The organism is Paenibacillus sp. ALE3 (assembly GCF_054113405.1).
Genome location: NZ_CM134214.1, coordinates 4,825,054 through 4,846,392, shown reverse-complemented (window position 1 = coordinate 4,846,392; position 21,339 = coordinate 4,825,054). Strand labels below are relative to the sequence as shown.

16 protein-coding genes and 2 riboswitches are annotated in these 21,339 nt (G+C 44.7%); of the genes, 7 read left to right on the top strand and 9 right to left on the bottom strand.

All coding sequences use genetic code 11. The features are described 5' to 3' along the window. The first annotated feature begins 11 nt into the window (after positions 1-11). The 4 genes from opp4B (at position 12) to ACXHJ2_RS21695 (ending at position 4,781) form a co-directional block, all read left to right on the top strand. Positions 12-980: an oligopeptide ABC transporter permease gene (gene opp4B / locus ACXHJ2_RS21710; RefSeq protein ID WP_013369045.1), complete on the top strand. Its 969-nt coding sequence runs from the start codon at positions 12-14 to the stop codon at positions 978-980. A gap of 37 nt (positions 981-1,017) precedes the next feature. Then, entirely contained in the window at positions 1,018-1,917 is a 900-nt protein-coding gene (locus ACXHJ2_RS21705) for an ABC transporter permease (RefSeq protein WP_016818864.1), read from the top strand. A gap of 43 nt (positions 1,918-1,960) precedes the next feature. Continuing rightward, the gene (gene opp4A, locus ACXHJ2_RS21700; RefSeq protein ID WP_165083795.1) at positions 1,961-3,781 is read left to right on the top strand and encodes an oligopeptide ABC transporter substrate-binding protein; all 1,821 of its coding nucleotides are present in this window, start codon (positions 1,961-1,963) and stop codon (positions 3,779-3,781) included. 61 nt (positions 3,782-3,842) lie between these two features. Further along, positions 3,843-4,781, top strand: coding sequence for a LysR family transcriptional regulator (locus ACXHJ2_RS21695; protein ID WP_238791714.1), 939 nt, complete (start codon positions 3,843-3,845; stop codon positions 4,779-4,781). Between the two features lie 27 nt (positions 4,782-4,808). On the opposite strand, the gene ACXHJ2_RS21690 is transcribed toward ACXHJ2_RS21695, so the two are convergent. From ACXHJ2_RS21690 to ACXHJ2_RS21675, 4 genes are all read right to left on the bottom strand, one after another. Next, the gene (locus ACXHJ2_RS21690) at positions 4,809-5,459 is read right to left on the bottom strand and encodes an amino acid ABC transporter permease (protein WP_165083797.1); all 651 of its coding nucleotides are present in this window, start codon (positions 5,457-5,459) and stop codon (positions 4,809-4,811) included. Positions 5,460-5,473: 14 nt separating this feature from the next. Beyond that, the gene (locus tag ACXHJ2_RS21685; RefSeq protein WP_165083799.1) at positions 5,474-6,133 is read right to left on the bottom strand and encodes an amino acid ABC transporter permease; all 660 of its coding nucleotides are present in this window, start codon (positions 6,131-6,133) and stop codon (positions 5,474-5,476) included. 71 nt (positions 6,134-6,204) lie between these two features. Then, on the bottom strand, positions 6,205-7,035 hold the full coding sequence (locus ACXHJ2_RS21680; RefSeq protein WP_013369051.1) for a transporter substrate-binding domain-containing protein: 831 nt from the start codon (positions 7,033-7,035) through the stop codon (positions 6,205-6,207). 46 nt (positions 7,036-7,081) lie between these two features. Further along, positions 7,082-7,819, bottom strand: coding sequence for an amino acid ABC transporter ATP-binding protein (locus ACXHJ2_RS21675; RefSeq protein ID WP_017427181.1), 738 nt, complete (start codon positions 7,817-7,819; stop codon positions 7,082-7,084). A 328-nt stretch (positions 7,820-8,147) separates the two neighbouring features. On the opposite strand from ACXHJ2_RS21675, the gene ACXHJ2_RS21670 reads away from it, so the two are divergent. Further along, positions 8,148-8,612 carry a cupin domain-containing protein gene (locus ACXHJ2_RS21670; RefSeq protein WP_013369054.1) on the top strand — a complete coding sequence of 155 codons (465 nt, stop codon included), beginning with the start codon at positions 8,148-8,150 and terminating at the stop codon, positions 8,610-8,612. 81 nt (positions 8,613-8,693) lie between these two features. On the opposite strand, the gene ACXHJ2_RS21665 is transcribed toward ACXHJ2_RS21670, so the two are convergent. The 5 genes from ACXHJ2_RS21665 to ACXHJ2_RS21645 form a co-directional block, all read right to left on the bottom strand. Next, positions 8,694-9,311 carry a GGDEF domain-containing protein gene (locus ACXHJ2_RS21665; RefSeq protein WP_238791717.1) on the bottom strand — a complete coding sequence of 206 codons (618 nt, stop codon included), beginning with the start codon at positions 9,309-9,311 and terminating at the stop codon, positions 8,694-8,696. A gap of 135 nt (positions 9,312-9,446) precedes the next feature. Next, positions 9,447-10,097, bottom strand: a complete 651-nt coding sequence (locus ACXHJ2_RS21660; RefSeq protein WP_238791130.1) for a class D sortase — start codon at positions 10,095-10,097, stop codon at positions 9,447-9,449. Between the two features lie 106 nt (positions 10,098-10,203). Further along, the gene (locus ACXHJ2_RS21655; protein ID WP_165083801.1) at positions 10,204-13,833 is read right to left on the bottom strand and encodes an LPXTG cell wall anchor domain-containing protein; all 3,630 of its coding nucleotides are present in this window, start codon (positions 13,831-13,833) and stop codon (positions 10,204-10,206) included. Positions 13,834-14,192: 359 nt separating this feature from the next. Next, complete coding sequence (locus tag ACXHJ2_RS21650) at positions 14,193-14,963, bottom strand: transglutaminase-like domain-containing protein (RefSeq protein WP_457874349.1); 771 nt, start codon at positions 14,961-14,963, stop codon at positions 14,193-14,195. A gap of 51 nt (positions 14,964-15,014) precedes the next feature. Then, a riboswitch (cyclic di-GMP riboswitch) is annotated at positions 15,015-15,096 on the bottom strand. A gap of 40 nt (positions 15,097-15,136) precedes the next feature. Next, a riboswitch (cyclic di-GMP riboswitch) is annotated at positions 15,137-15,215 on the bottom strand. 107 nt (positions 15,216-15,322) lie between these two features. Further along, complete coding sequence (locus ACXHJ2_RS21645) at positions 15,323-16,198, bottom strand: helix-turn-helix transcriptional regulator (RefSeq protein WP_165083805.1); 876 nt, start codon at positions 16,196-16,198, stop codon at positions 15,323-15,325. A gap of 583 nt (positions 16,199-16,781) precedes the next feature. Between ACXHJ2_RS21645 and ACXHJ2_RS21640 the strand changes: the two genes are divergently transcribed. Next, positions 16,782-18,038, top strand: coding sequence for a DUF445 domain-containing protein (locus ACXHJ2_RS21640; protein WP_165083859.1), 1,257 nt, complete (start codon positions 16,782-16,784; stop codon positions 18,036-18,038). A gap of 146 nt (positions 18,039-18,184) precedes the next feature. Further along, positions 18,185-21,247 carry a hybrid sensor histidine kinase/response regulator gene (locus ACXHJ2_RS21635; protein ID WP_165083807.1) on the top strand — a complete coding sequence of 1,021 codons (3,063 nt, stop codon included), beginning with the start codon at positions 18,185-18,187 and terminating at the stop codon, positions 21,245-21,247. Positions 21,248-21,339 lie beyond the last annotated feature (92 nt).

Here is a 21,339-nt window from a genome sequence, read left to right as displayed (position 1 = left end):
GGGGACAGAATATGTGGAAATTTACAATGCGCCGGCTGCTGGTTATGATCCCTCAACTTTTTGCACTGAGTGTGCTTATATTTTTCCTAGCTAAGGCTATGCCAGGGGATGCCCTGACAGGGCTCATCACTTCAACTCCCAATCTAAATCCGGCTGCACTGGAAGAACAGCGGCAAAGACTGGGATTGAATGACCCGGTGTGGGTGCAGTATGGGAACTGGCTCGTCCAGCTTGCTCATGGGGATCTGGGCAAATCTTATGTACATAAAATTAGCGTTACCGATTTGATTGGCAGTCGTTTGGGGAACACGTTCTTTCTGGGTGTTGTGATTCTGGTTCTAACGTATCTGATCGCCATTCCGCTGGGAGTACTCAGCGGTCGTTATCAGCATAGTCTGCTGGATAAAACCGTGGTCGGGTATACCTATCTCAGCTTTGCGACACCTCTATTTATACTCGCATTGCTGTTGTTGTACGTGTTTGGGTTCAGGCTTGGCTGGTTTCCAACCAGCGGCAGTGTGGATGTAGGTGTAGAGCCGGGGACATGGTCATATTACGTGAATAAGTCATATCACCTCATTCTACCGGCGGTTACAGGCGCATTACTCAGTACAACGGCTACGATTCAGTATTTGCGCAATGAGGTCATTGACACACGTCTGAAGGATTTTGTGAAAACGGCGCGTTCCAAGGGGGTACCCGAAGGAAAGATCTATTCCCGTCATATTTTCAAAAACTCTTTATTACCCATTGCTGCTTTCTTGGGCTACGATCTGACGGGTGTGATTGCGGGCAACGTTTTCCTAGAATCTATTTTTGGTTATCCGGGGTTGGGCCAGCTATTTCTTCAGTCCATCACCCAACGGGACTTTTCAGTTGTGAACGCACTGGTCATGATCTCCGGCTTCTTGGCACTATTAGGGACCCTTTTATCTGATGTCATCCTAAGCAAGGTCGATCCCCGCATTCGAATTGAATAGAGAACAAGTCTAGAGAAAAGGAGGGATTATGGTGTCTATGCAGGTGGAGGAAGTCTTCTCGCCGGAAATCATTCGTAAATCACCGTCTAGCTGGTCTGTACTGCGTCGTGAACTCGTACGTGACAAAATGGCCTTGATTTCTATTGGATTTGTGGCTCTGTTCTTGATTTTTATATATGCCTCTGTCCTGTTTGTCAATCAGGATGTAGTCACGACGGTCGATTTGGGTGCGATCCGCGAAGCTCCCGGTTCAGTGCATTGGCTGGGTACGGACCGAGCGGGCAGGGATATATTCGGCCAGCTGGTCATTGGGGCCCGCAATTCCTTTACCATTGGCTTTACGATTACTTTGTTATCCGCCGCCATCGGCTTGACGCTGGGCTTACTGGCTGGGTTTTATGGAGGACTGGTTGATAACATCATCATGCGAATCATTGATTTTATCCTGGTGCTTCCATTCTTGATGCTGGTTATCGTATTTGTCAGCATTGTGCCCAAAAGCGGCATAGGTTCCTTTATTTTTATTATGACTGCCTTTTTATGGATTGGAAAAGCGCGCCTGATCCGGGCCAAGGTGCTGTCTGAGCGGGAACTGGACTACGTGCAGGCTTCCAAAACCCTTGGCACACCCAATTGGAAGATCATCTGGTTGGGTGTGCTGCCCAATCTCAGCTCTGTTGTGATTGTTAATCTGACGCTCAGTCTTGCGGGAAATATCGGGATCGAGACCGGGCTTTCCTATCTCGGCTTTGGCTTGCCGGAATCTACTCCGAGCTTGGGGACACTGGTGAGTTATGCGAATGACCCGGATGTATTGCAGAACAACTGGTGGATGTGGTTGCCTGCCTCACTGCTTATATTGGTGCTAATGCTGGCAATCAACTTTATCGGTCAGGCACTCAAACGTGCCACGGATGCCAAACAACGATTGGGTTAAACCGAAATTCAAGGATAAGGACAACAACAAGGAGGGGATTACAATGGTTAAACGCTGGAAAAAAGGAATTCTGCCTGTTCTATCTGCCATTTTGGTGCTTTCTTTGGCTGCATGCAGCGGCTCGCCTTCCGCTTCGAATGGAGCAAAATCGTCTGACGGTACAGGTGGATCAGGGGCCGACAGCAAGCAGGTGAATGCGACTGCGCTGGCAAAGGCGGTCAAGAACGATAACCCCCCGATTAAGGGCGGCATCATCAATTATGCACTTGTGTCCGATACCCCTTTTGAAGGTATTCTGAATCCTGTATTTTATGATGGAAATCCGGATTTTGAAGTCTTCCAGTTTTTCTACCCTTCCCTGTTTTCGATTGATTCCAATCTGAATATTGACGATAAAGGAGCGGCGACGATTTTCTTTTCCGCAGACAATAAGGCAGTGACTGTCAAAATTGATCCCAAACTGAACTGGACAGATGGTAATCCCGTAACGGCAGAGGACTATGCTTTTTCCTATGAAGTGATTGGCCACAAAGACTATGAAGGTCCACGTTATGATAGTTTTATGACCAACATTGTAGGTATGGAAGATTATCACGCCGGCAAGGCCAAAACCATTTCTGGCATCAAGGTGCTGAATGAGAAAGAGGTTACCATTCATTTTAAGGAACCTAATCCTTCGGTAAAGTCGGGACTTTGGTCCACACCACTGGAGAAGAGGGTATTCCAGAACATTCCTGTAAAGGATATGGCTGGATCTGACCCTGTCCGCAAACATCCGATTGGCTATGGGCCATTCAAAATTAAATCTATGGTCACAGGTGAATCTGTGGAATTCGTCAAAAATGAAGATTATTTCCGCGGTGCGCCCAAGTTGGATGGCCTTCATCTGAAGGTTGTGAATCCGAATGTCATTACTGAGGCGTTGAAAAGCGGAGAAATCGACTGGGCCAGCTATCCAACCACCCGTTACAATGAGGCCAGTAATCCGAAAAATGTACAGTTTCTCGGTCAGGAGGAATTATCTTATAGCTATGTAGGCTTTAAGCTGGGCAAATTTGATCAGGCCAAGAGTCTAAATATTATGGACCCGAACGCCAAGCTGGCGAACAAGTCATTGCGTCAGGCCCTTGGCTATGCGCTGAATAATGAGCAGGTTGGCAAGCAGCTCTATCATGGGCTTCGGACTCCTGCGACATCCCTGATCCCGCCCGCCTTCAAGGGATACCATGATGTGAATGCGAAGGGCATTGCGTATGATCCAGACAAGGCGAAAAAGCTGCTGGACGAGGCAGGATATGTGGATACCAATGGAGATGGATACCGTGAAGACCCTAAGGGCAAGGAACTGGTGCTCCATTATGCAGCAATGAGCGGGGATGCGACGGCCGAATCGCTGGCTAAGTTTTATTTGCAAAATTGGAAGGATGTCGGGCTTCATGTCGAACTGGTGGACGGTCGTCTGCTGGAGTTCAATTCTTTCTATGACCGTGTGCAGAAGGATGACCCGGGCATTGATATTTTTGGCGGCGCATGGAGTACAGGTACAGATGTAAACCCTAGTGGGCTGTATGGACGCGGAGCCAGCTTTAACTACTCGCGCTTTACCAGTGAAGAGAATGATAAGCTGTTGCAGGAAGGGGTGTCTGTGAAAGCCTTTGACGACAATTATCGTAAAGATATATACAATCAGTGGCAGGCGTATATGAGCGAGGAGGCGCCCGTTGTACCGACGTTATTCCGTTACTCGTTGGAAGCAGTAAATAATCGGGTAGCCAATTACGATATTACCCGCGGCAAGGAGTACGATGCAGACGCGTTTGCGAATATTACGTTGACCGCGGAAAAAGCAGAAGTAGCCCAATAATCTAAAAAAGCGCAATAACCTGAAGAAGCGCGAACCGGATTGATCCGATCTCGCGCTTCTTTTGACCTGTTCATGCAAACATTCTGGGGATTCTCGAAGGGAGAGAAGGAAGACGGAAATACGTCAGCTTCAATACTTCATAGCCGTATGCGAGGAACTGCATTTTACGAAGGCTTCGGAAAAGATCGGTATCTCTCAACCCACGCTTAGCTTGCAAATTAAGGCGCTGGAAGAGGAACTGGGCATGACGCTCTTTGACCGTGCAGGCAAGAAAATCAAAATGACAGATGCCGGGAAACTGCTGCTGCAACACAGTGCGCATGCGCTCAAAGATTTACAGCAAGCGAAGGCTTCTATTGAGGAACTGCGTACCGAGCAACGCGGCAGTTTACGGATTGGTCTCGCATTACCGGAGCTAGAGGAGTCGTTGCAAGAGATGTTTGCCCACTTTCATCGGTCATTTCCTAAAATCAGCTTGCACATCTGTCCATCCTTTGATGTAACAGAACAGCTGCTGGATAACCGTGTGGACGTTGGCATCACCCTACATTCGGGTACAGATGAAAGGCTTGTCCAGCTTCCTCTTCGCACAGAGAACTACTGTCTTATTGTCCCCGTAAATCATGCATTTTCCAATCGTTCTTCCCTTATGCTGGACGAATTGAGGCATGTACCCTGGGCGATGCAGCCAGAGTGCCATCCCGGCAGGAAGCTGATTGAGAAGTGCTTCCGTGATCGCGGTTATCCCTTTGCAACCGTCCTGGAAACCAATTCTATACCTTCAATCCTGCGCTGGGTGCAGGAGGGACTTGCCGTAACCCTACAGACGAAGTCCCTTGCGGCCGAACTGGATCGTTCACATTTTTGCACGGTACCTATTTTGCGTGGCGTGCCTCAAGGTCAGCTAGAGTTGATTTATCGGTCTGACCGTTACCAGGGAGAAGCTGTGAAGCGATTGATTGAACAGATACAAGCTGTACTAACAGAGTGTTCCAACTAGTGGCAACCCTGATGAGTACTACGTGCTTTAATGTGTACGAACTTCTAGCCTGCGAGCAATCAGTGACATACTGTAATTAACGGCAAAGTACAGGAAAGCGGCGAACAGCAGAGCTGGAATGACAAAAGATTGATTTTGTCCACCGACGATCTGAATGTTATGCGTCAGCTCCGGCAAACTGATAATGACAGCCAGTGAGGTATCCTTGAATAGGGAAATGAACTGGCTGACAATAGGAGGTACCATGCGACGAAGCGCTTGGGGTAGAATGATATGCCATAAGGTTTGAGAATAGCTTAGACCGGAGGAACGTGCGGCTTCCAGCTGTCCTTTATGAACCGAATTGAGACCGCTGCGTACAATTTCGGCAATCATGGCTCCCTCGAAGATCGACAGTCCTGTAATGGCTGCCCACTTGAGGGAAATCGATAATCCGATGGATGGCAAAACCATGCCGATGAAGAAAATAATGAGCAATAAGGGCAGGTTGCGAATCAGATCAATGATAAAGGCTGCAACCTGTGAAAGGACAGGTATACGGGCATAGCGCAGGATGCCGAACACAATACCGAGAGCGAAGCTGAATATGATAGAGTAAATAGCGACCTCCAGCGTGAGCAGGAAGCCCTCCAGTATAAAACGCACATTAGGCCATGCAAACAATCCACCGAAATCCATACGGGCTTCCCTCCTTAGGATGTTTTGGAAAAGCGTCGCTCCATATATAGCACAAGAAAGCTGAGTGGAACCGTCAATGCAAGATACAGCAGCGCCGTGATCGCATAGACTGTGATGGGCAGGAAGGTATCTGAGTTAATGAGGTCCGAGTAATACATGAGATCCAGTCCAGCCACAATGGCCAGCACGGAAGAGTTTTTGACCAGATTGATGAATTGATTGCCGATTGCAGGCAGTACAATTTTAATGGCTTGCGGTAAAATAATGCTGATCATCGTCTGGTTGTAATTCAACCCGGAGGACCTTGCCGCCTCAAATTGTCCCTTGGGTACAGATTGAATGCCGGCACGTATAGCTTCTGCAATAAAAGAGGCGGTGTACACAGTCAATCCAAGCGTTCCAGATACAAAGCCGTCCAAGGGGATGCCCAAAGTGGGAAGACCGAGATAAAAAAACAGTACAACAATCAGCAATGGAATATTGCGGATGACCTCTACATAGACAGTACCGATCCAGTTTAGCCATTTAAAAGGCGCAATTCGGAAGATGGCAATGATAGCCCCCAGAATGAAGCTTCCGATCAAGGCAATAACACTAGCTTGAACGGTATGAAGCAAGCCTTCTCTGAAACGATCGCCATGATCGAAAAGTACGTTGATATCAAAAGTTAGCATCTACGGGTATACCTCCTTATCCAGAGCTAAGAAAGGAAGGAGCACGCAATCGCGGCTCCTTCACAAGATCATTATTCGGGTTTAACCCCAAGCCATTGCTCATGCAGCTTATCGTATTCACCATTGCTTTTCAGTTCCTTGATCGTATCATTAATGGCTTGCAGCAGTTCGGTCTGACCCTTTTTCACTGCAATGCCGTAAGGTTCCTCTGTGAAGTTCCCACCTACTAGGGTATAATTCGGATCTTGCTGTTGCATGCCAAGCAGAATAGAGTTATCGGTCGTCAGCGCTTGCCCTTTACCTGCCTTGAGGGCGTTGAAGGCATCTTGATAGTTTTCGAACTCTAAAATCGTTGCTTTGGGCGCTTTTTCGCGGATATTTTTTGCGGAGGTAGAGCCTTTAACAGCGAGTACCTTGGTATCGGGTGTCAGGGACTCCAGACCGGTGATCGGGCTTCCTTTTTTCACGAGTAGGGATTGCCCTGCATTAAAGTAGACATCGCTGAAATCGACCTGTTTTTTGCGCTCATCCGAAATGGTCATCGTGGCGATAATAGCGTCGATGTCCCCATTTTGCAGTAAGGTGATTCGTGTTTTGGACGTGACTTCCTTGAGTTCGAGCTTGGTTTCATCACCAAAAATATGCTTGGCTACAGCCTTGGCGATGTCTATATCAAAGCCCTCGACTTTCCCGCTAGCCGGATCTTTTAGTCCGAATAACTTGGTGTCGTACTTCACCCCAACGACCAGTTTTCCACGCTGTTTGATGGCTTCCAGCCCGTTGGAAGCTGCTGCTTCATTTCCTGACGTTGCTGCTTCTTGCTTACCTCCACAGCCTGCCAAGACGAGCAGACAGGTTAATGCAACCAGCACCAAAGTACTCCACTGAAATCTTTTTCTCATCAAAATGATCCCCTTTCAATTTTTATTCCAGTTAATAATAGTCTGTTTAATGATGAATCAGACGGCTCAGGAACAGGCGAGCCCGTTCTTCACCCGGATTCTGAAAAAACTCAGCAGGTTGGCTGTCTTCCAAGATCTGTCCTTTGTCCATAAAAATCACGCGGTCAGCCACTTCACGAGCAAAGCCCATTTCATGAGTGACGATGACCATCGTGATGCCTTGATGGGCAAGCGAGCGCATGACATCCAGCACCTCTCCGATCGTTTCGGGATCCAGAGCTGAAGTCGGCTCGTCAAACAGCATAATTTTCGGATTCATTGCAAGTCCGCGGGCAATTGCAACCCGCTGCTGCTGTCCACCGGACAATTGGGCGGGGTAGCTCTGTGCCTTTTCTTCAATTCCGACACGCTTCAGATAGGTGAGGGCAGTTTGAATAGCTTCTTCTTTTGGGATGCCCAGTACCTTCATCGGTGCCAGTACAATGTTCTCAATCACCTTTTTGTGGGGATACAGATTGAAATGCTGGAACACCATCCCGATATTGCGACGGAAGGCGTTAATATCAATCTTTTTGTCATGCACGGGGACATCATTAACGATTAGCTCCCCATCAGATATCGTTTCCAGACGATTGATGCAGCGAAGCAGGGTGCTTTTACCTGAGCCGGAGGGACCGATGATGACAACGACCTCGCCCTCCTTAATCTGAAGATTGATGTCTTTAAGTACATGAAAGTGACCGTAATGCTTGTTGACATTGCGAAAATGGATCAGAGAGCTCACCCCTTTTTTGACTTGAATACATCGCTTAGTAGACGGAATGACATGATGCAGTTCTATTAGAATTTCGAAATTTCTCTCATGATACTATAAGCTTACAATAAAAAACAAGATTTTATGTCAATAAACTTTACGTGAAAAGTGTTTTTGGCTGTTTTTACACTAGTTATTTGTTATTTATATGATGAAAACGAATATATATCCACAATTTAATGTTATTTAGTTTGACATAAACTATGAAACCTCGACATGCAGAGGGAGAAACGTGACAAAAGCAGCGCTATGTTTTACAGTAGGGAAGAAGGAATTTAGGGTAAAGGAAGGATAGACAATGACGAAAGCTATTTCACCGCTAGTCACGGCATTGGGCATGGAGCCCCATCCAGAAGGCGGCTGGTACAAAGAGATGTGGAAGGCCAATTTTCAAATTCCGAAGCCTGTACTGCCGGATGTGTATTCCGGTCCGCGCTTTGCAGCTTCGTCTACGTATTTCTTGCTGCATCCGGGTGAGTTCTCCGAATGGCATGTGGTCCATTCTGACGAGCTGTGGTTGTACCATAGTGGAAGCCCTATAGAGTTAAAATTGGGTGGAAGCGGAGAAGAACCTGGCGAAGAAACGGTAATTATCGTTGGTGCAGATGTGGAGGCAGGACAACATCCACAAGCACTCGTACCAGGAACTGTATGGCAAACGGCACGTCCGCTGGGGGATGAGCCTGTGCTGGTAACCTGTGTTGTTGCACCAGGATTCCACTTTGATGATTTCAAGCTGATTGCCAAGGGTAAGGTGGAGTAGGAATGTTTTATCGGCGGGTATAATCCTGGATAAACAGGACCTTACCCGCCTGATTTGTTGTTACGGGTATTTTTGTTAGTGTTAGAGAGTTGCCATTTGTTGTATACTTTGGATCTTTGTTTTTTTTCGAAAACCAGCTGCAAACTTTATCACTCGTGCAGTACCATATGATCTGACGTTTGGCCTCTGTTTGATCCTCTGGTATACAGCATAGCGGTTTCTCCCCATTCCTTTCGCTTGGTACATGGCGATATCGGCCTCTTTCAGTAAAGAAGGCAGGGGCTTCTTCGGAGAAGGATGCATAGTAATCCCGATGCTACCTGTAACTTGAAGATTGATTCCCTGGATGTTATAAGGAACGCTGATTTTTTGCAGCAGCAGTTCTGCCAGAACTGTGACCTGATCGGCATCATAATCCTTCATAATGAGTAGAAATTCGTCACCACCGATTCGAAAAGCTTTCTGATGGGAGTTTGTTACCTGGAGTAAATGATCGCTTACCCGTCTGAGCAGCTTATCACCGATTTGATGTCCATATGTGTCATTAATGGCTTTGAATCCATCCAGATCAAGATACATAATAGCAAAGCCTTCCTTGCCGTTGCTTCGTTTCCAAAATAGCTCAAGTGCATTCCGATTGAATAGACCCGTTACAGGGTCCTGATAGGCAAGTTTCCGCAGCAAATTTCTTTCCATCATCACAGAATGTAAAAAAATTAACGTATATATCCACAGCGCCAAAGTTAGACCGATTAGAAGTAAGGCTGTTAAAGATATACTCAATGGGTTCACCACCAATATAGTTTATAGATTATTCCGCTTCTATTAGCGGCATTAGGTTAGTTGTCTGGCATGAACGATGAGTCGATGTGTCGGATTTACAAGAGGATCACAGGTAATTAGTGTGAGAAGCTTTTGTTTCTTGATGCTTTTTAAAACGGAGACATTTGAAGGAGTGACGACTGAAATGTTGTAGACCTTGTATACGTATTTTTCACCCCGAGTGTGAATTAGAATCTGATCTCCGATTTTCACCTCATTAAGCCGGTTAAATAAACGTCCAGTTGTTCGTGAGCGATGAGCGGCTATGGCAGCATTCCCCACCTGGCCGAGTGTCGCAGTTTCCGACATATGTACGGCTGCATATCTCATATGCTGTTGGGTTGCACCTTCGAGTACAGGAAGTTCCAGCCCGATACGATCAATCTGGATTGTAGCGATTGGGGCTTGCTCTGAAGCCGACGATGGGGGAGTGGCTTGTGACAATTGTGGCCCATCCGCTGCTGCAGTATTTGTCAGCCAATTGGACAAATTTGTATATCCTTTCATCATTTCGGGAGTCAGTGTCGATGTATCTGTATTTGATAATGATTCAGCTTCCTGTAATAGCTCTTTTTGCTTTTGATCTTCCAACCATTCATTAGCGGTAGGAAATAACATGATGATGATTCCTAAAATGATGCTCACGTATGCCAGCTTACTCAATTGAAAAGCCTCCTAATACAGTAATCCATAGATCGGACATGTAAAATAATTCCCCTTCTCGCTAGTGATGAGCTGAGAAGGGGGATTTTTGATTATAAAATGTTATTTATTTTTTATGCGTTCGTCTATAACCCAGATAGGCCCCCAGAAGAATTAAGAACATGCCACTTACATAGAAGGGAGCAGGACTGTCTTCTCCTGTCTTTGGCAATGTATCCACCTTGGGTGTATGACCCGGATCACTTGGATTCTCTGGTTTTTCTGCTGGTAGGCGGATTACACCCTTAGGTACTGGGTCTTCTTCAATCTTCACGGGCGGAGAAGGCTCCTGGTGAGGATCGGCTTCCGGTGTCTCAGGTTGCACCCCTGGTTCAGCGGATGGTTGCGCCTCTGGTTCTACAGGTGGCTGTTCAATAACCGGAACGCCCAACGGAACATCCTCATCCTCGATAATTTTCGGTTCTTCGGTTGTTACGGGCGTAACAGGCGTCGCCGGAGGTTCAGTTATTTCAGGGTCCTTATCATGTTTTTTGCCTGAGCCCGGACTCGTAGGTGTACCCGGATCGGTAGGTGTACCTGGGTTTGTAGGCGTACCTGGGTTTGTAGGGGTGCCTGGATCAGTAGGTGTACCCGGACCCGGATCAACAGGAGTGTCTTTTTTGTTGGTGATTACGATTTGTTTAATGCCTGAACTTTGTTTAATAGTTGTATCTATTTTGATTTCTGTTTTTGGCGCTGTTATTTTGTAGCCTTCAGGAGCAGTAAGCTCCTCCAGGATATAGTCATCATAACTCAATGAAGAAAATACGATTTTCCCGTCCGAATTGGTAGTTTGGACAAGAGGTGCTCTTTTCTGATTCTTGTCATAGAGTGCAAAACGTGCCCCGGATAGAACCTTATTGTGATCGTCCTCATCAACTTTGGTAATCTCCAGACTTCCCGTAACTCCTCCTCCTGATCCTGAACCAGAGGATGTGCGCACGGTAATTTCCTTACTTGTTTCCCTGATTTCGGTGGTCAAACGGTCGCCCTCGAAATTAACCTTATTGCTCACTTTTGCCTTGTCTTCAGCTTGAAGAAAGGATTGATATTGCAAAATATAACCCGATGATATAGCCTTCGCAAAGGCAAGCTCAAAGGATTGCTGACCTTGAGCAGTCGTTGTTATTTTTAGCTTATAATCCTGATCCTTGACTAACTCAGTGTCCCTAACAGCTTCTCCGTTGGCAGACACTTTGGTGGAGTATAGATGAAAGGAATCTTCAATCAGAATTTGATTATTGCTGGGCGTATCCACGATCTTCGCATTGGAAACATGGGATTGCCCTTCATTGATATGGATGTTCCAGTCGATTTTATTTCCATTCTGAGCACCGGACTTTGTCACGTATTCTCCGCCGTGGGGTACAGACACTTTGGCAGCCCATTCCGAATCTACATTTTTTCCATCCATAAGCAGAGCGTTATTGTTAATCTCTTTATCAATAAGCTCCCCTTCCAATGTTGTTTGGAAAGTGACCCAGTAAGGAGAGTTGATGGACTGGTTAAACTGGATGCGCAGTTCGTTGTTGTTAGCGGCGGAAGGTAAAACCAGAGTATATTGGCTCGAAGGTACTTCGGCCCCTTTCTGTACGCCATTCCACCATCCAAGCAGGGTCATATCGTATACCTTAACAGAATTTGGGACCAGTTTTTGCCCTTGTAACAAGGTATCCCTAATTTCAGCATGATTCAGAGTTTTGCGGTTATAGTTGGCCTTAATGTCCCATGTAATTTGCTTGGAGCTGGCATTGTAACTACCTGACTTCGCCCCATTTTGCTGGGTCATATTGTCCGGCCATAATCGAGCTTCGGCCTCAGCAGTTTGTGTTGTTCCGTTGTATAACCAAGTGATAGAGGCTTTATTCCAAAAGTCCGGCTTGGTTTTGTCGATTTTCCATTCATTGTTAAAGGTAGTTGTGTAGTTAATGGTGTACGTGTCTTGAATCTTTTTATGAAAACGTATAGTGAACCCTTTTTTGTAATCCAGCGTAAGAGGGATCAGTTCGTAGTCTGTCGGTGATGTTAGTGTTGTTTTTCCGTCCGCGCTTTGGATCTTCAATGTGTTCGGCAATAAGGCCAGACCGCCATTCGGAAAGGCATCGTCGATAACGATTTGATCCATTGTATACTTATCCGCATTAATAGAAATGACCCAAGGAATTGTTTTGGTGTTATAGTTCGGTTCCTTATAGCCTTTGGTGATAATTATACTTTTCAGTTCGGTGGTTGTTTCTTTTGTTACCCCATCAGAAGTTACACTGTTCGTTATTTTACTATTTTTAACTACACGATCTATAGCCTTTGTTTGATAACGGATGGTATATGGGGCTTCAATATCCGTATTGAAAAGCAGATTGAAACCATTGGTACCATGATCGTCAGTAACTGGAGTGACGCTGTATTGGGATGCAGGGAGCTCATCCTGTGTATCCCCTTTATACACTTTAAGTGAATTTATGATGAGTTGTTGGCTGTTATTAAAACGGTCACTTAACGCGGCTTTAGCTGCGGGAATTTTTTTGTTGGCAAAATTATATTTGATTGCCCATGAGATCGTTTGTGTGACTGGGTCGTATTTCTCCACTTTTTTGCTTAAAAAATCCCCGCGTTGAACAGTGACTGTAGCTGTTGCGGAGGTATCCTTCACATCGTCCCCTGAAAAAGTGGCTGTGTTGGAGAAACGAGTATCCTCGCTTGTTATGTTTGTGGAGTATTGAATTCGGTAGGCGCTGTTAATACTCTCCTCGTTAAAACGGATTCTGAAGCCCGGCACAACCGGATCAGCCTCTACTGTATACTTATCTGCGCTAACAGTGTCCCCCAGCACGGTGGTTCCGTTCACATTAATTTGTAAATGGTTTACCCGGATGGAGTCCTTGACTAGTTCTAGTCCTTGGGGAGTTGGGTCGGTTACTACAGCGTGTTTGATAGGATCCAAGTGTTTATTTACGTCAACTGTCCAATGAATTTGGTCTTTTCCATCAAACTTTCCTTGTTTCTCCATTGTAGGACCAGCTGCAGGCTTAATATTTACGATAGCCGTTTGCTCGCCGCCTTTGATCGGGATCGCAATAATAACTTGTGTACTGCCTTTTTCTATTTGTGTGCTAAATTCAGTTTTGATCTCTAGCTTACCGCTGACATTAGAGTGGCTTTCTACGTAATCATTAAATGTCATAACCACTTTACCTTGACGGTCTACGGTAAAATGACCTACTTCTCCATCTGTATTCGTCAAAGGAGACGTAATATCTGTGTAAATTTGGAATTGCTCAGGTAATTGAAAGGTAAAGGTGTCTCCAGCTTTATACGTATGGTTCGGCAGTTCCCATTCATAGCCTAAATGGATGGCGGAACCAATATCAATACGGCTATCGGGATTATACACTGCATCAATAACACTTCCAGTAGAATCTGTAAGGGTTAGCTTGGTTAAAATACTTTCTTGAGTTGCCCTAACTTCAGAAGTTGAGCCAGCAGTTGGTTCAGGGACTGGAGCCGGGACAGCAGGTGGGATGTTAATTGGCTCTGAGGGCATTGGATAAACATCGTTAGTCACACTCTGAACCGGATCGGTTCCTGGGGTCACTGGCAGAGTAGAGTCGGGATTTTGTGCATAAGCTTGTGTTGTGCTGAACAAACACTGCAAAAAGAGCAATAGCGCAACCGTTGCTGTATTCCATTTTTTTCTCATACGGTAAACAAATCTCCTATTCTTAAAATACTCTTATTTAACGGCTAATGGTTATTCCTTCGAGGTCGAGAGAACTGTATTTATATATTCATCATTCATTCATATGATGCTATGTTAGCCGCATTAATTACTTGTTCAGAATTTATGAAAATTCATGTTCGGGATGAACCTCCTCCTTTTGACTCGAAATTAGATAATGGTTGGAAATCTCATTGTCTTCCTGGACTAGAATACATGCCACATCTCAACAATTTCTCAACAAGGATAGAAAAAGAGCCTTGATCATGTGATCAAGGCTCTTCAAGAAATGTAGTTCTATTTTTTCATTTTTTAAAAAATATGAATTAAAAACATTGATATTAATATTGCTTTGTTTTAATGTATTTGGAGGGATCTTTGACCATTTCGAATTTCTGTTTACCCATATACAGTGCTGCATCTACTGTAGTGTCTACGACCACCCACTGATTATCGATGTAGACCTCATTCCAGGCATGATAAGTGTCCACGTAGGAAGATTTGCCCATAACCAGCTTGGTTGGTACATCTACACTTCGTAACATAGCAGCCATCAGTGAAGCATAACCATAACAAATATCTTTTTGAGAGCTTAGCGTATGATCAATTTGTGGCAGATAGTCAGTCGTTAAGGCAAAGGCCTGATTGGAGTCATACTTGATATGACTAATTACGTAGTCATAGATTTTTTGCAGCTTCTCGCGATCCGTTGTTGCACCTTGGGTTAACTCACGGGCTTTTTGAATCGCTTGATTAGTACTACTCCAGTTAATATTTTGAACGGAATTAAGATACACCGCTTTGCTATCGTTTAGCTTTAACTCGATCGTATCTTGTCCTATCACTTTATATTGATTACCACTAAGCTGTTCTAAAATACTGATGTTATAGTTCCCATTACCCATTTGGAGAGGAAATACTTCTTCGGATTTCCCGGGTGTTAAATTATAAGAGTATTTTTGTGCATCTTTGGTAACCAAAATCTTGGTTTTAACGTTAGGTTTAACAGGGTAGCGCACACTGACCGTCCCATGATTTACATTGTTTTGGTCCAACCATGCAACACTATCAGCAGCGTAAATTGTCGAATTTAAGAGAATTGCGGACAGCATGAAAAATAGGAGAAGTGTGGAAAGTATCATTTTCCCCATAAAAAACTTCCTTTCGGTGGCCAGGCTGCCATCATCAATAGAAGGCCCTATAGCTTTGCGTCCCTGCCTTTCGACAGGTTTGCCATTTCGTATAAAGTTTTCGGGAAAAATAAGCACGACAAAAAGCCACTTCAACCGGTAGCTGGCTGCCATCATACAGAAGGCCCTGTAGCTTTGCGTCCTTGCCTTTCGACAAGTTTGCCATTTATCCTGAATAGCTTGTACTATTATTCTATCAGTTAGGTACTCTATTAGGCAAGTTTAAATCTCAGATTTTCGCTATTTATCGACAAAGAAAGCTTGCAGATTATACATAAGACCTATTTTATACGGTTTCCCCATTTTTTGCGATAGGAATGAGGCGTTTCTCCAATGTGCTCTTTGAACAGATTGATAAAATGACTTGTGTTGGGAATGCCCACATATTGTGCGATGTCCACAATAGCTACATCACTAGTTTTAAGCCAGCTTTGAGCAGCCGTGATACGAACATTAATAAGATACTCAATAGGGGAAAAGCCAATCTGTTTTTTAAAGTTTTTAGCCAGGTTGAACTTGTTTAGACCAAACATTTCTGCTAGCGAATCCAGCGTGATCCGCTCACAATAGGATTGATCCAGATATTGCTTTACCTTGCGCACCTCTGCAGTTCCATCTGAATTTGCATTGGGATTGGTGTAAGGGTGCTGTAAAATAATCGTTAACAAGTCAACGATTATCCTGGATGAGAGCAGCTCAGATGATAAGCTTCGTTCTGGCTGTACATGTAATAAGGTGCGCAGCTTGTCCAGTACTGTACTTGAATCCTTTAGTGAGATTACGGGCTTATTGTGTTTATCGAATTGTTCGTAGAAATGGTCAATAAGATTGCCATATAGATTCACACTAATAAACTCCCATGTCTTCTGACAGGAAGTTTTGTACTGTACATATTCTTCGCAATTAATAAAAAGCATATCATGAGGTTTCAATATATAATCCTTGCCCCGGTATTGTAATTCCCCTCTCCCAGACAGAGTAAAAAGGAGCAAAAAAGAGGTGAGCTTTTGCCGTTCCATTACATAAGCATCTGTTTTGAAATAGCCTATTTCCTGTATATAAAAGAGGGATTTTTTAGCAAAAGCAGAGGGTGTACATATAATTGCAACTGGATCATCGCTCCAGACATACTGGGCATTTTTTTGGTTTGTTGTCATATCCAATTCCTTTACAAAAGAACAATTTTAGTAAGACAATTGTAGTTTGTTTCATGAATATCCTTTTAGAACCGGAGTTCCCATTTACAAAGGTTATTTTATCACATTAAAGTATATTCATGTATCGATTTGGGGTTATACATCATATAACAAAATTAACCAGAAGGCACCTATTTGAAAAGGATAAGGTCATTCTGGAATTTATTCCTTAAATTGATGGAATAAAGAATGAGGTTGGAAATAATTAATTTCCTCAATGAATATATCGTAATCTTGCAATTCCACTTTTTGAGGCATTTATCCTTTAGGTTGCAAGAAAAATGGGACCATAATTCGACAAAATGATTCAAAGGGCTCATTTTGTTAGAAAATAGTTGTAACTTAATTGTTGTGATTTTGTTCACGAAAATGTATGGATAAGTGTGGTTATGCGAACTCAATTTAAGCTAATGTGCAAATTTTAAATATCATGCAATTTGTTGACAATAGAGTATGGTTACCTTTGGTATCTGCACAGGCAATGATATGATGGTACTACAGATGTAATGAAACAAATTTTACTGTTAGTTTGGAGGACTACATGATGGGAAAAACAAAAAACACAAAAACCGCAGCAGCTTGGTCACTTGTTATGATGGGAGCGGGCTTTGCTGCTACGTTACCTTTTCAACAATTTGGCTGGGCCCGTCTTTTGGCCGGATCTTTTGAAGCCGGACTTGTAGGAGGGTTGGCAGACTGGTTTGCCGTAACCGCGTTATTCCGTCATCCGCTGGGCATTCCGATTCCACACACAGCGCTTCTCCCTAAAAATCGGGGAAAGCTGACCGATGCCTTGGTTAACACGGTCGAGAATAATTTGCTTCATAAAGAAAGTATTGCATCTAAAATTGCCGAGATTAGACTGGCAGAGCTGGTGCTGAAAAGTGTGGAAAAAGGAATACGTACGCCCGAAGCGGTTACTTTTATAGATGTTCTTGCCAAGCAACTTGTCCGTTCGATTCCGCTGGCAGAGCTGGCCCCGGCCATCGCAATCGGGGTTAAGCGACAGGCGACTGAATTCGATATAGGACCATTGCTAGAGGTGCTCGCCCGGCAAGCTGGCGAGCGAAAGTATGACCAACGGGCGTTGGATTATGCGCTGGAGCAGACGGAGTCCTGGCTAATGCGGTCAGACACCGGGGTTACGCTAGGCACCTTGGGGATGCAGGCTGTTAGCGGCTTGCAGGTCAGCGGGCTTATGCAGTTTGCCCTGAACGCTTTCCTTGGCTATTTGAATGAGGAGCGTATGGGCGAGATGATTCGTCACTTTTTGCTGGACCGCGTAGCGGAGCTTCGAGATGAAGGACATCCGCGTCGTCAGGCCGTCCTGGATGGGTTCAACACACAGCTGATTCATCTGGCAGCCAAAGATACGGTCAGGGAGGGGCTAAATCACTGGAAAAACACCTTTATTGATTCTTGGGAAGGTGATGCAGCTATATCCGATAAGCTCGAAGAGCTTCGTCGTAATCTGCTGGATTACATGGAAGATGCCAGTTATGTAACGGTGTACATTGTACCTTTGCTGGATCAAATGCTGTCTGATTTATGGAGAAATACGGAGCTGCTGGACAAGATCAATTCGTGGATCGTAGCAGGTGTTACCGGAGTAGTGGAAGCAAACCATAGCCAGATTGGTAATCTGGTTCGAGAAAATGTAAATCGAATGGATGATGCCTCACTGATCGCTTTAATGGAGGACAAGCTGGGGCAGGATTTACAATGGATTCGGATTAACGGTGCGCTTACAGGTTTTCTGATTGGAATTGTGCTTACTGGGGTTCGTATGTTGCTTGAGTAGCACGGACAATCTGAGCTAAGGAACGATAAATGATATTTGTGTAGATAAGGTTGTGAAACTATGAGGATTGGTCACCATCCAATGCTGCTGGTTCAGATGAGAGCCCGGCAACGGTACGTTGATGTATGGTGCCGGATCACCAGTAGATGAATAAGCGGAACTTTTTTTTAATTACGCTGTTATTTCTGATCGTGATTATCGGCTTGCGTTTGTTGTGGTTTGATTATTACCACAATCAGGATTATCCCCGGGCCAAGGCGGGAATTCTGGATCTGAGGGGCTTGAATCTGCAGGAGATAAAGACCCTGCCATTAAATGGGGAGTGGGAATTTTATCCTGGGACTTTATCTTCTCCTGCCGAACTGAAATCCTTACTTATGCAGAAGCAGCGCCAGACCATTCAGGTACCAGGATTATGGAGTGAGTCAGTATCTCCTGTGGATCATAAGGCATATGGCGTTGGAACCTATCGGCTGCTTATTTTGAGTGACAGGTCGGAGGACACTCTATACGGACTTCGGATTGGAAAGATCAGTACGGCATCCAACATATTTGTGAACGGTCGTTTAATTAGTCATAGTGGTCAGGTCTCTAGCAAGGTCGAACAGCATATAGGATCGACTGTTCCATTCTCTGCTATGTTTGATGCGAACAGGCAGACCATTGAGATTGTCATCCAAGTATCCAATTTTGATTTCTCTGCTAGTGGAGGAATTATGAAGCCTATCGTTTTTGGAAGCGCGGATGCTGTGAATAGCCGAACCAACTTCACGATTGCAATGCAGATTATGGTATGTATTATTTTGCTGCTTCACGGATTATATATAGTCGTTATATTTTTTATGAATCCACAAAAGAAGGCGCTTCTGTATTTTGCGGGAATTGTAATCTGCACGGTATTATCCATCTTGACAGACGATGACAAGCTTTTATTGGACTGGTTCCCCATTAATCTGAGTCTTTCGTTAAAAATAACCACCCTTTCCTATATTGGAATAGGCATGTGTGTACTGAAGCTAGCGCAGTCTCTGTTGGTTCGATCCCGAATCATTCAGATTGTTTTTATAGGCCACTGTTGTTTTGCGCTTCTGGTGTTACTTGCACCTACATCCAGCCTGTATGCATTTCTTATGATTCTTATCGCATTACCAGCTATTACTCTATGTGCTACAGTTCCCTCTCTTGCTTTTCTTAGAACATTCAGAGGGCAAAAAGAGGCTGTTTTTCTGTTGCTAGCATCCATTAGCATCGCATCCAGCATGCTGTGGGGCATTTTCAAAACGAGTGATCTCCCCTATTACCCTTGGGATATTGTGCTGGCTTTTGTGGCATTTGCATCGTATTGGTTCAAACGGTTTTTTAATACGAATGCTGAACTGAGAAGGCTGTCGGACAGATTGCAGCGCGCTGATCAGGTGAAAAATGAATTTTTAGCCAACACCTCTCATGAGCTGCGAAATCCACTGCATGGGATGATCAATATAGCACAGACTGTGCTGGAGAACCGGGGCGGCGCTCTGGATGAACCCAACAGGAGAAACATGCAATTGCTTGTTACGGTCGGCCGCCGTATGTCCTTATTATTGAATGATTTGCTGGATGTTACACGTCTACGTGAAAAGGATATTATTCTGGAAAAAAGAAGCCTGAAGCCCAAGGCTGTAGCCTCGGGTGTATTGGATATGCTTCAATTCATGACAGATGGGAAACCTTTAAACATGGTAGTTAACATCCCTGCTGATTTTCCGAATGTATTAGCGGATGAAAACCGAGTAATCCAAATCCTGTTCAATCTCCTTCACAATGCTGTTAAACATACTGCTGAGGGGACTATTTCCGTTCACGCACACATCCAAGGCGAAATGGCCAGTATTCAGGTGCGTGACACTGGCGTTGGGATAGATGAGGAGACGCAAAAGCGAATATTTCGTCCATATGAACAAGGAAATTCTCATTTGACGGTTATTGGGGATGGGCTTGGACTTGGGTTGAGTATCAGCAAGCAATTGGTGGAGCTTCATGGAGGATCTTTGAGTGTAAGTTCTGAACTTGGTCAAGGCTCAACCTTTTCTTTCACACTACCGCTCGATCCCTCACCTACCCCAGACGAATCACGAGATAACGAGCAGGTATGTATGGATGAAGAAGCAGATACTGATTTTATAGCTCTACAGAACGAAGCTGTGATGCAAGTTGCAGCAGGCTCTGCACGATCTGCCATACTCGCAGTAGATGATGATCCGGTCAATTTAAGGGTGTTAGAGGGCATTCTCGCCTCGGAGTCGGAGCCTTACGACCTTGTCACTGTAACCAGTGCCCAGGATGCCTTGCATAGGCTGGATCATCGAGAATGGGATTTAATAATAGCCGATGTCATGATGCCCCAAATGTCGGGTTATGAGTTAACTCGGCGTGTGAGGGAATACTTTAGCATTTCCGAGCTGCCTGTGTTGCTGTTGACTGCACGTAGTCAGCAGGAGGACTTATATACGGGATTTCTTGCAGGGGCCAACGATTATATTATGAAGCCTGTGGATTCTATGGAATTGAAATCAAGGGTCCGTGCCTTGACTGATGTTAAAAAGTCCGCAAGGGAGAGGCTTTGGATGGAGGCTGCGTGGTTACAGGCACAAATCAAACCTCATTTTTTGTTTAACACCTTGAATACCATTGCATCTTTAAGTCATGTGGATCACACCAGAATGGTGAATCTTATTGAAGAATTCGGCAAATATTTAAGATCAAGCTTTAACCCTCAAAATCTGGATAGAGTCGTATCACTGGAATATGAGCTTGCTCTCCTGAAATCTTATCTTTATATAGAGAAGGAACGCTTTGGCAATAGACTAGATATTGTATGGGAAGTAGACGAACAGATAAACTTGCTATTGCCACCGTTATCGATTCAGCCACTTGCAGAAAATGCAATCAGGCATGGTATCATGAATCGGATAGATGGAGGAACATTGTGTATTCGTATTCAGCAGCGGGAGGATGGAACAGAAATAGCGATCATTGATGATGGTGTGGGCATGAGTCAAGAGGAACTGGACCGTCTGCTGAGTCCTCATCAAGAACAGGATAGCGGGATTGGATTACGGAATACAGATCGACGTTTGAAGCAAGTATACGGTAAAGGATTATCTATTAGCAGTCTTCCCAACCAGGGTACAACGGTAAGCTTCCATGTTCCCCAGGTACAAAGATAAGGAACATAATATCTCTGTCCCGTAGGTCCTCTATACAGAACGAGGCGAAGTAAGTGACGCTTCTAATGGGGACTCTACGGGTACGGAGAATG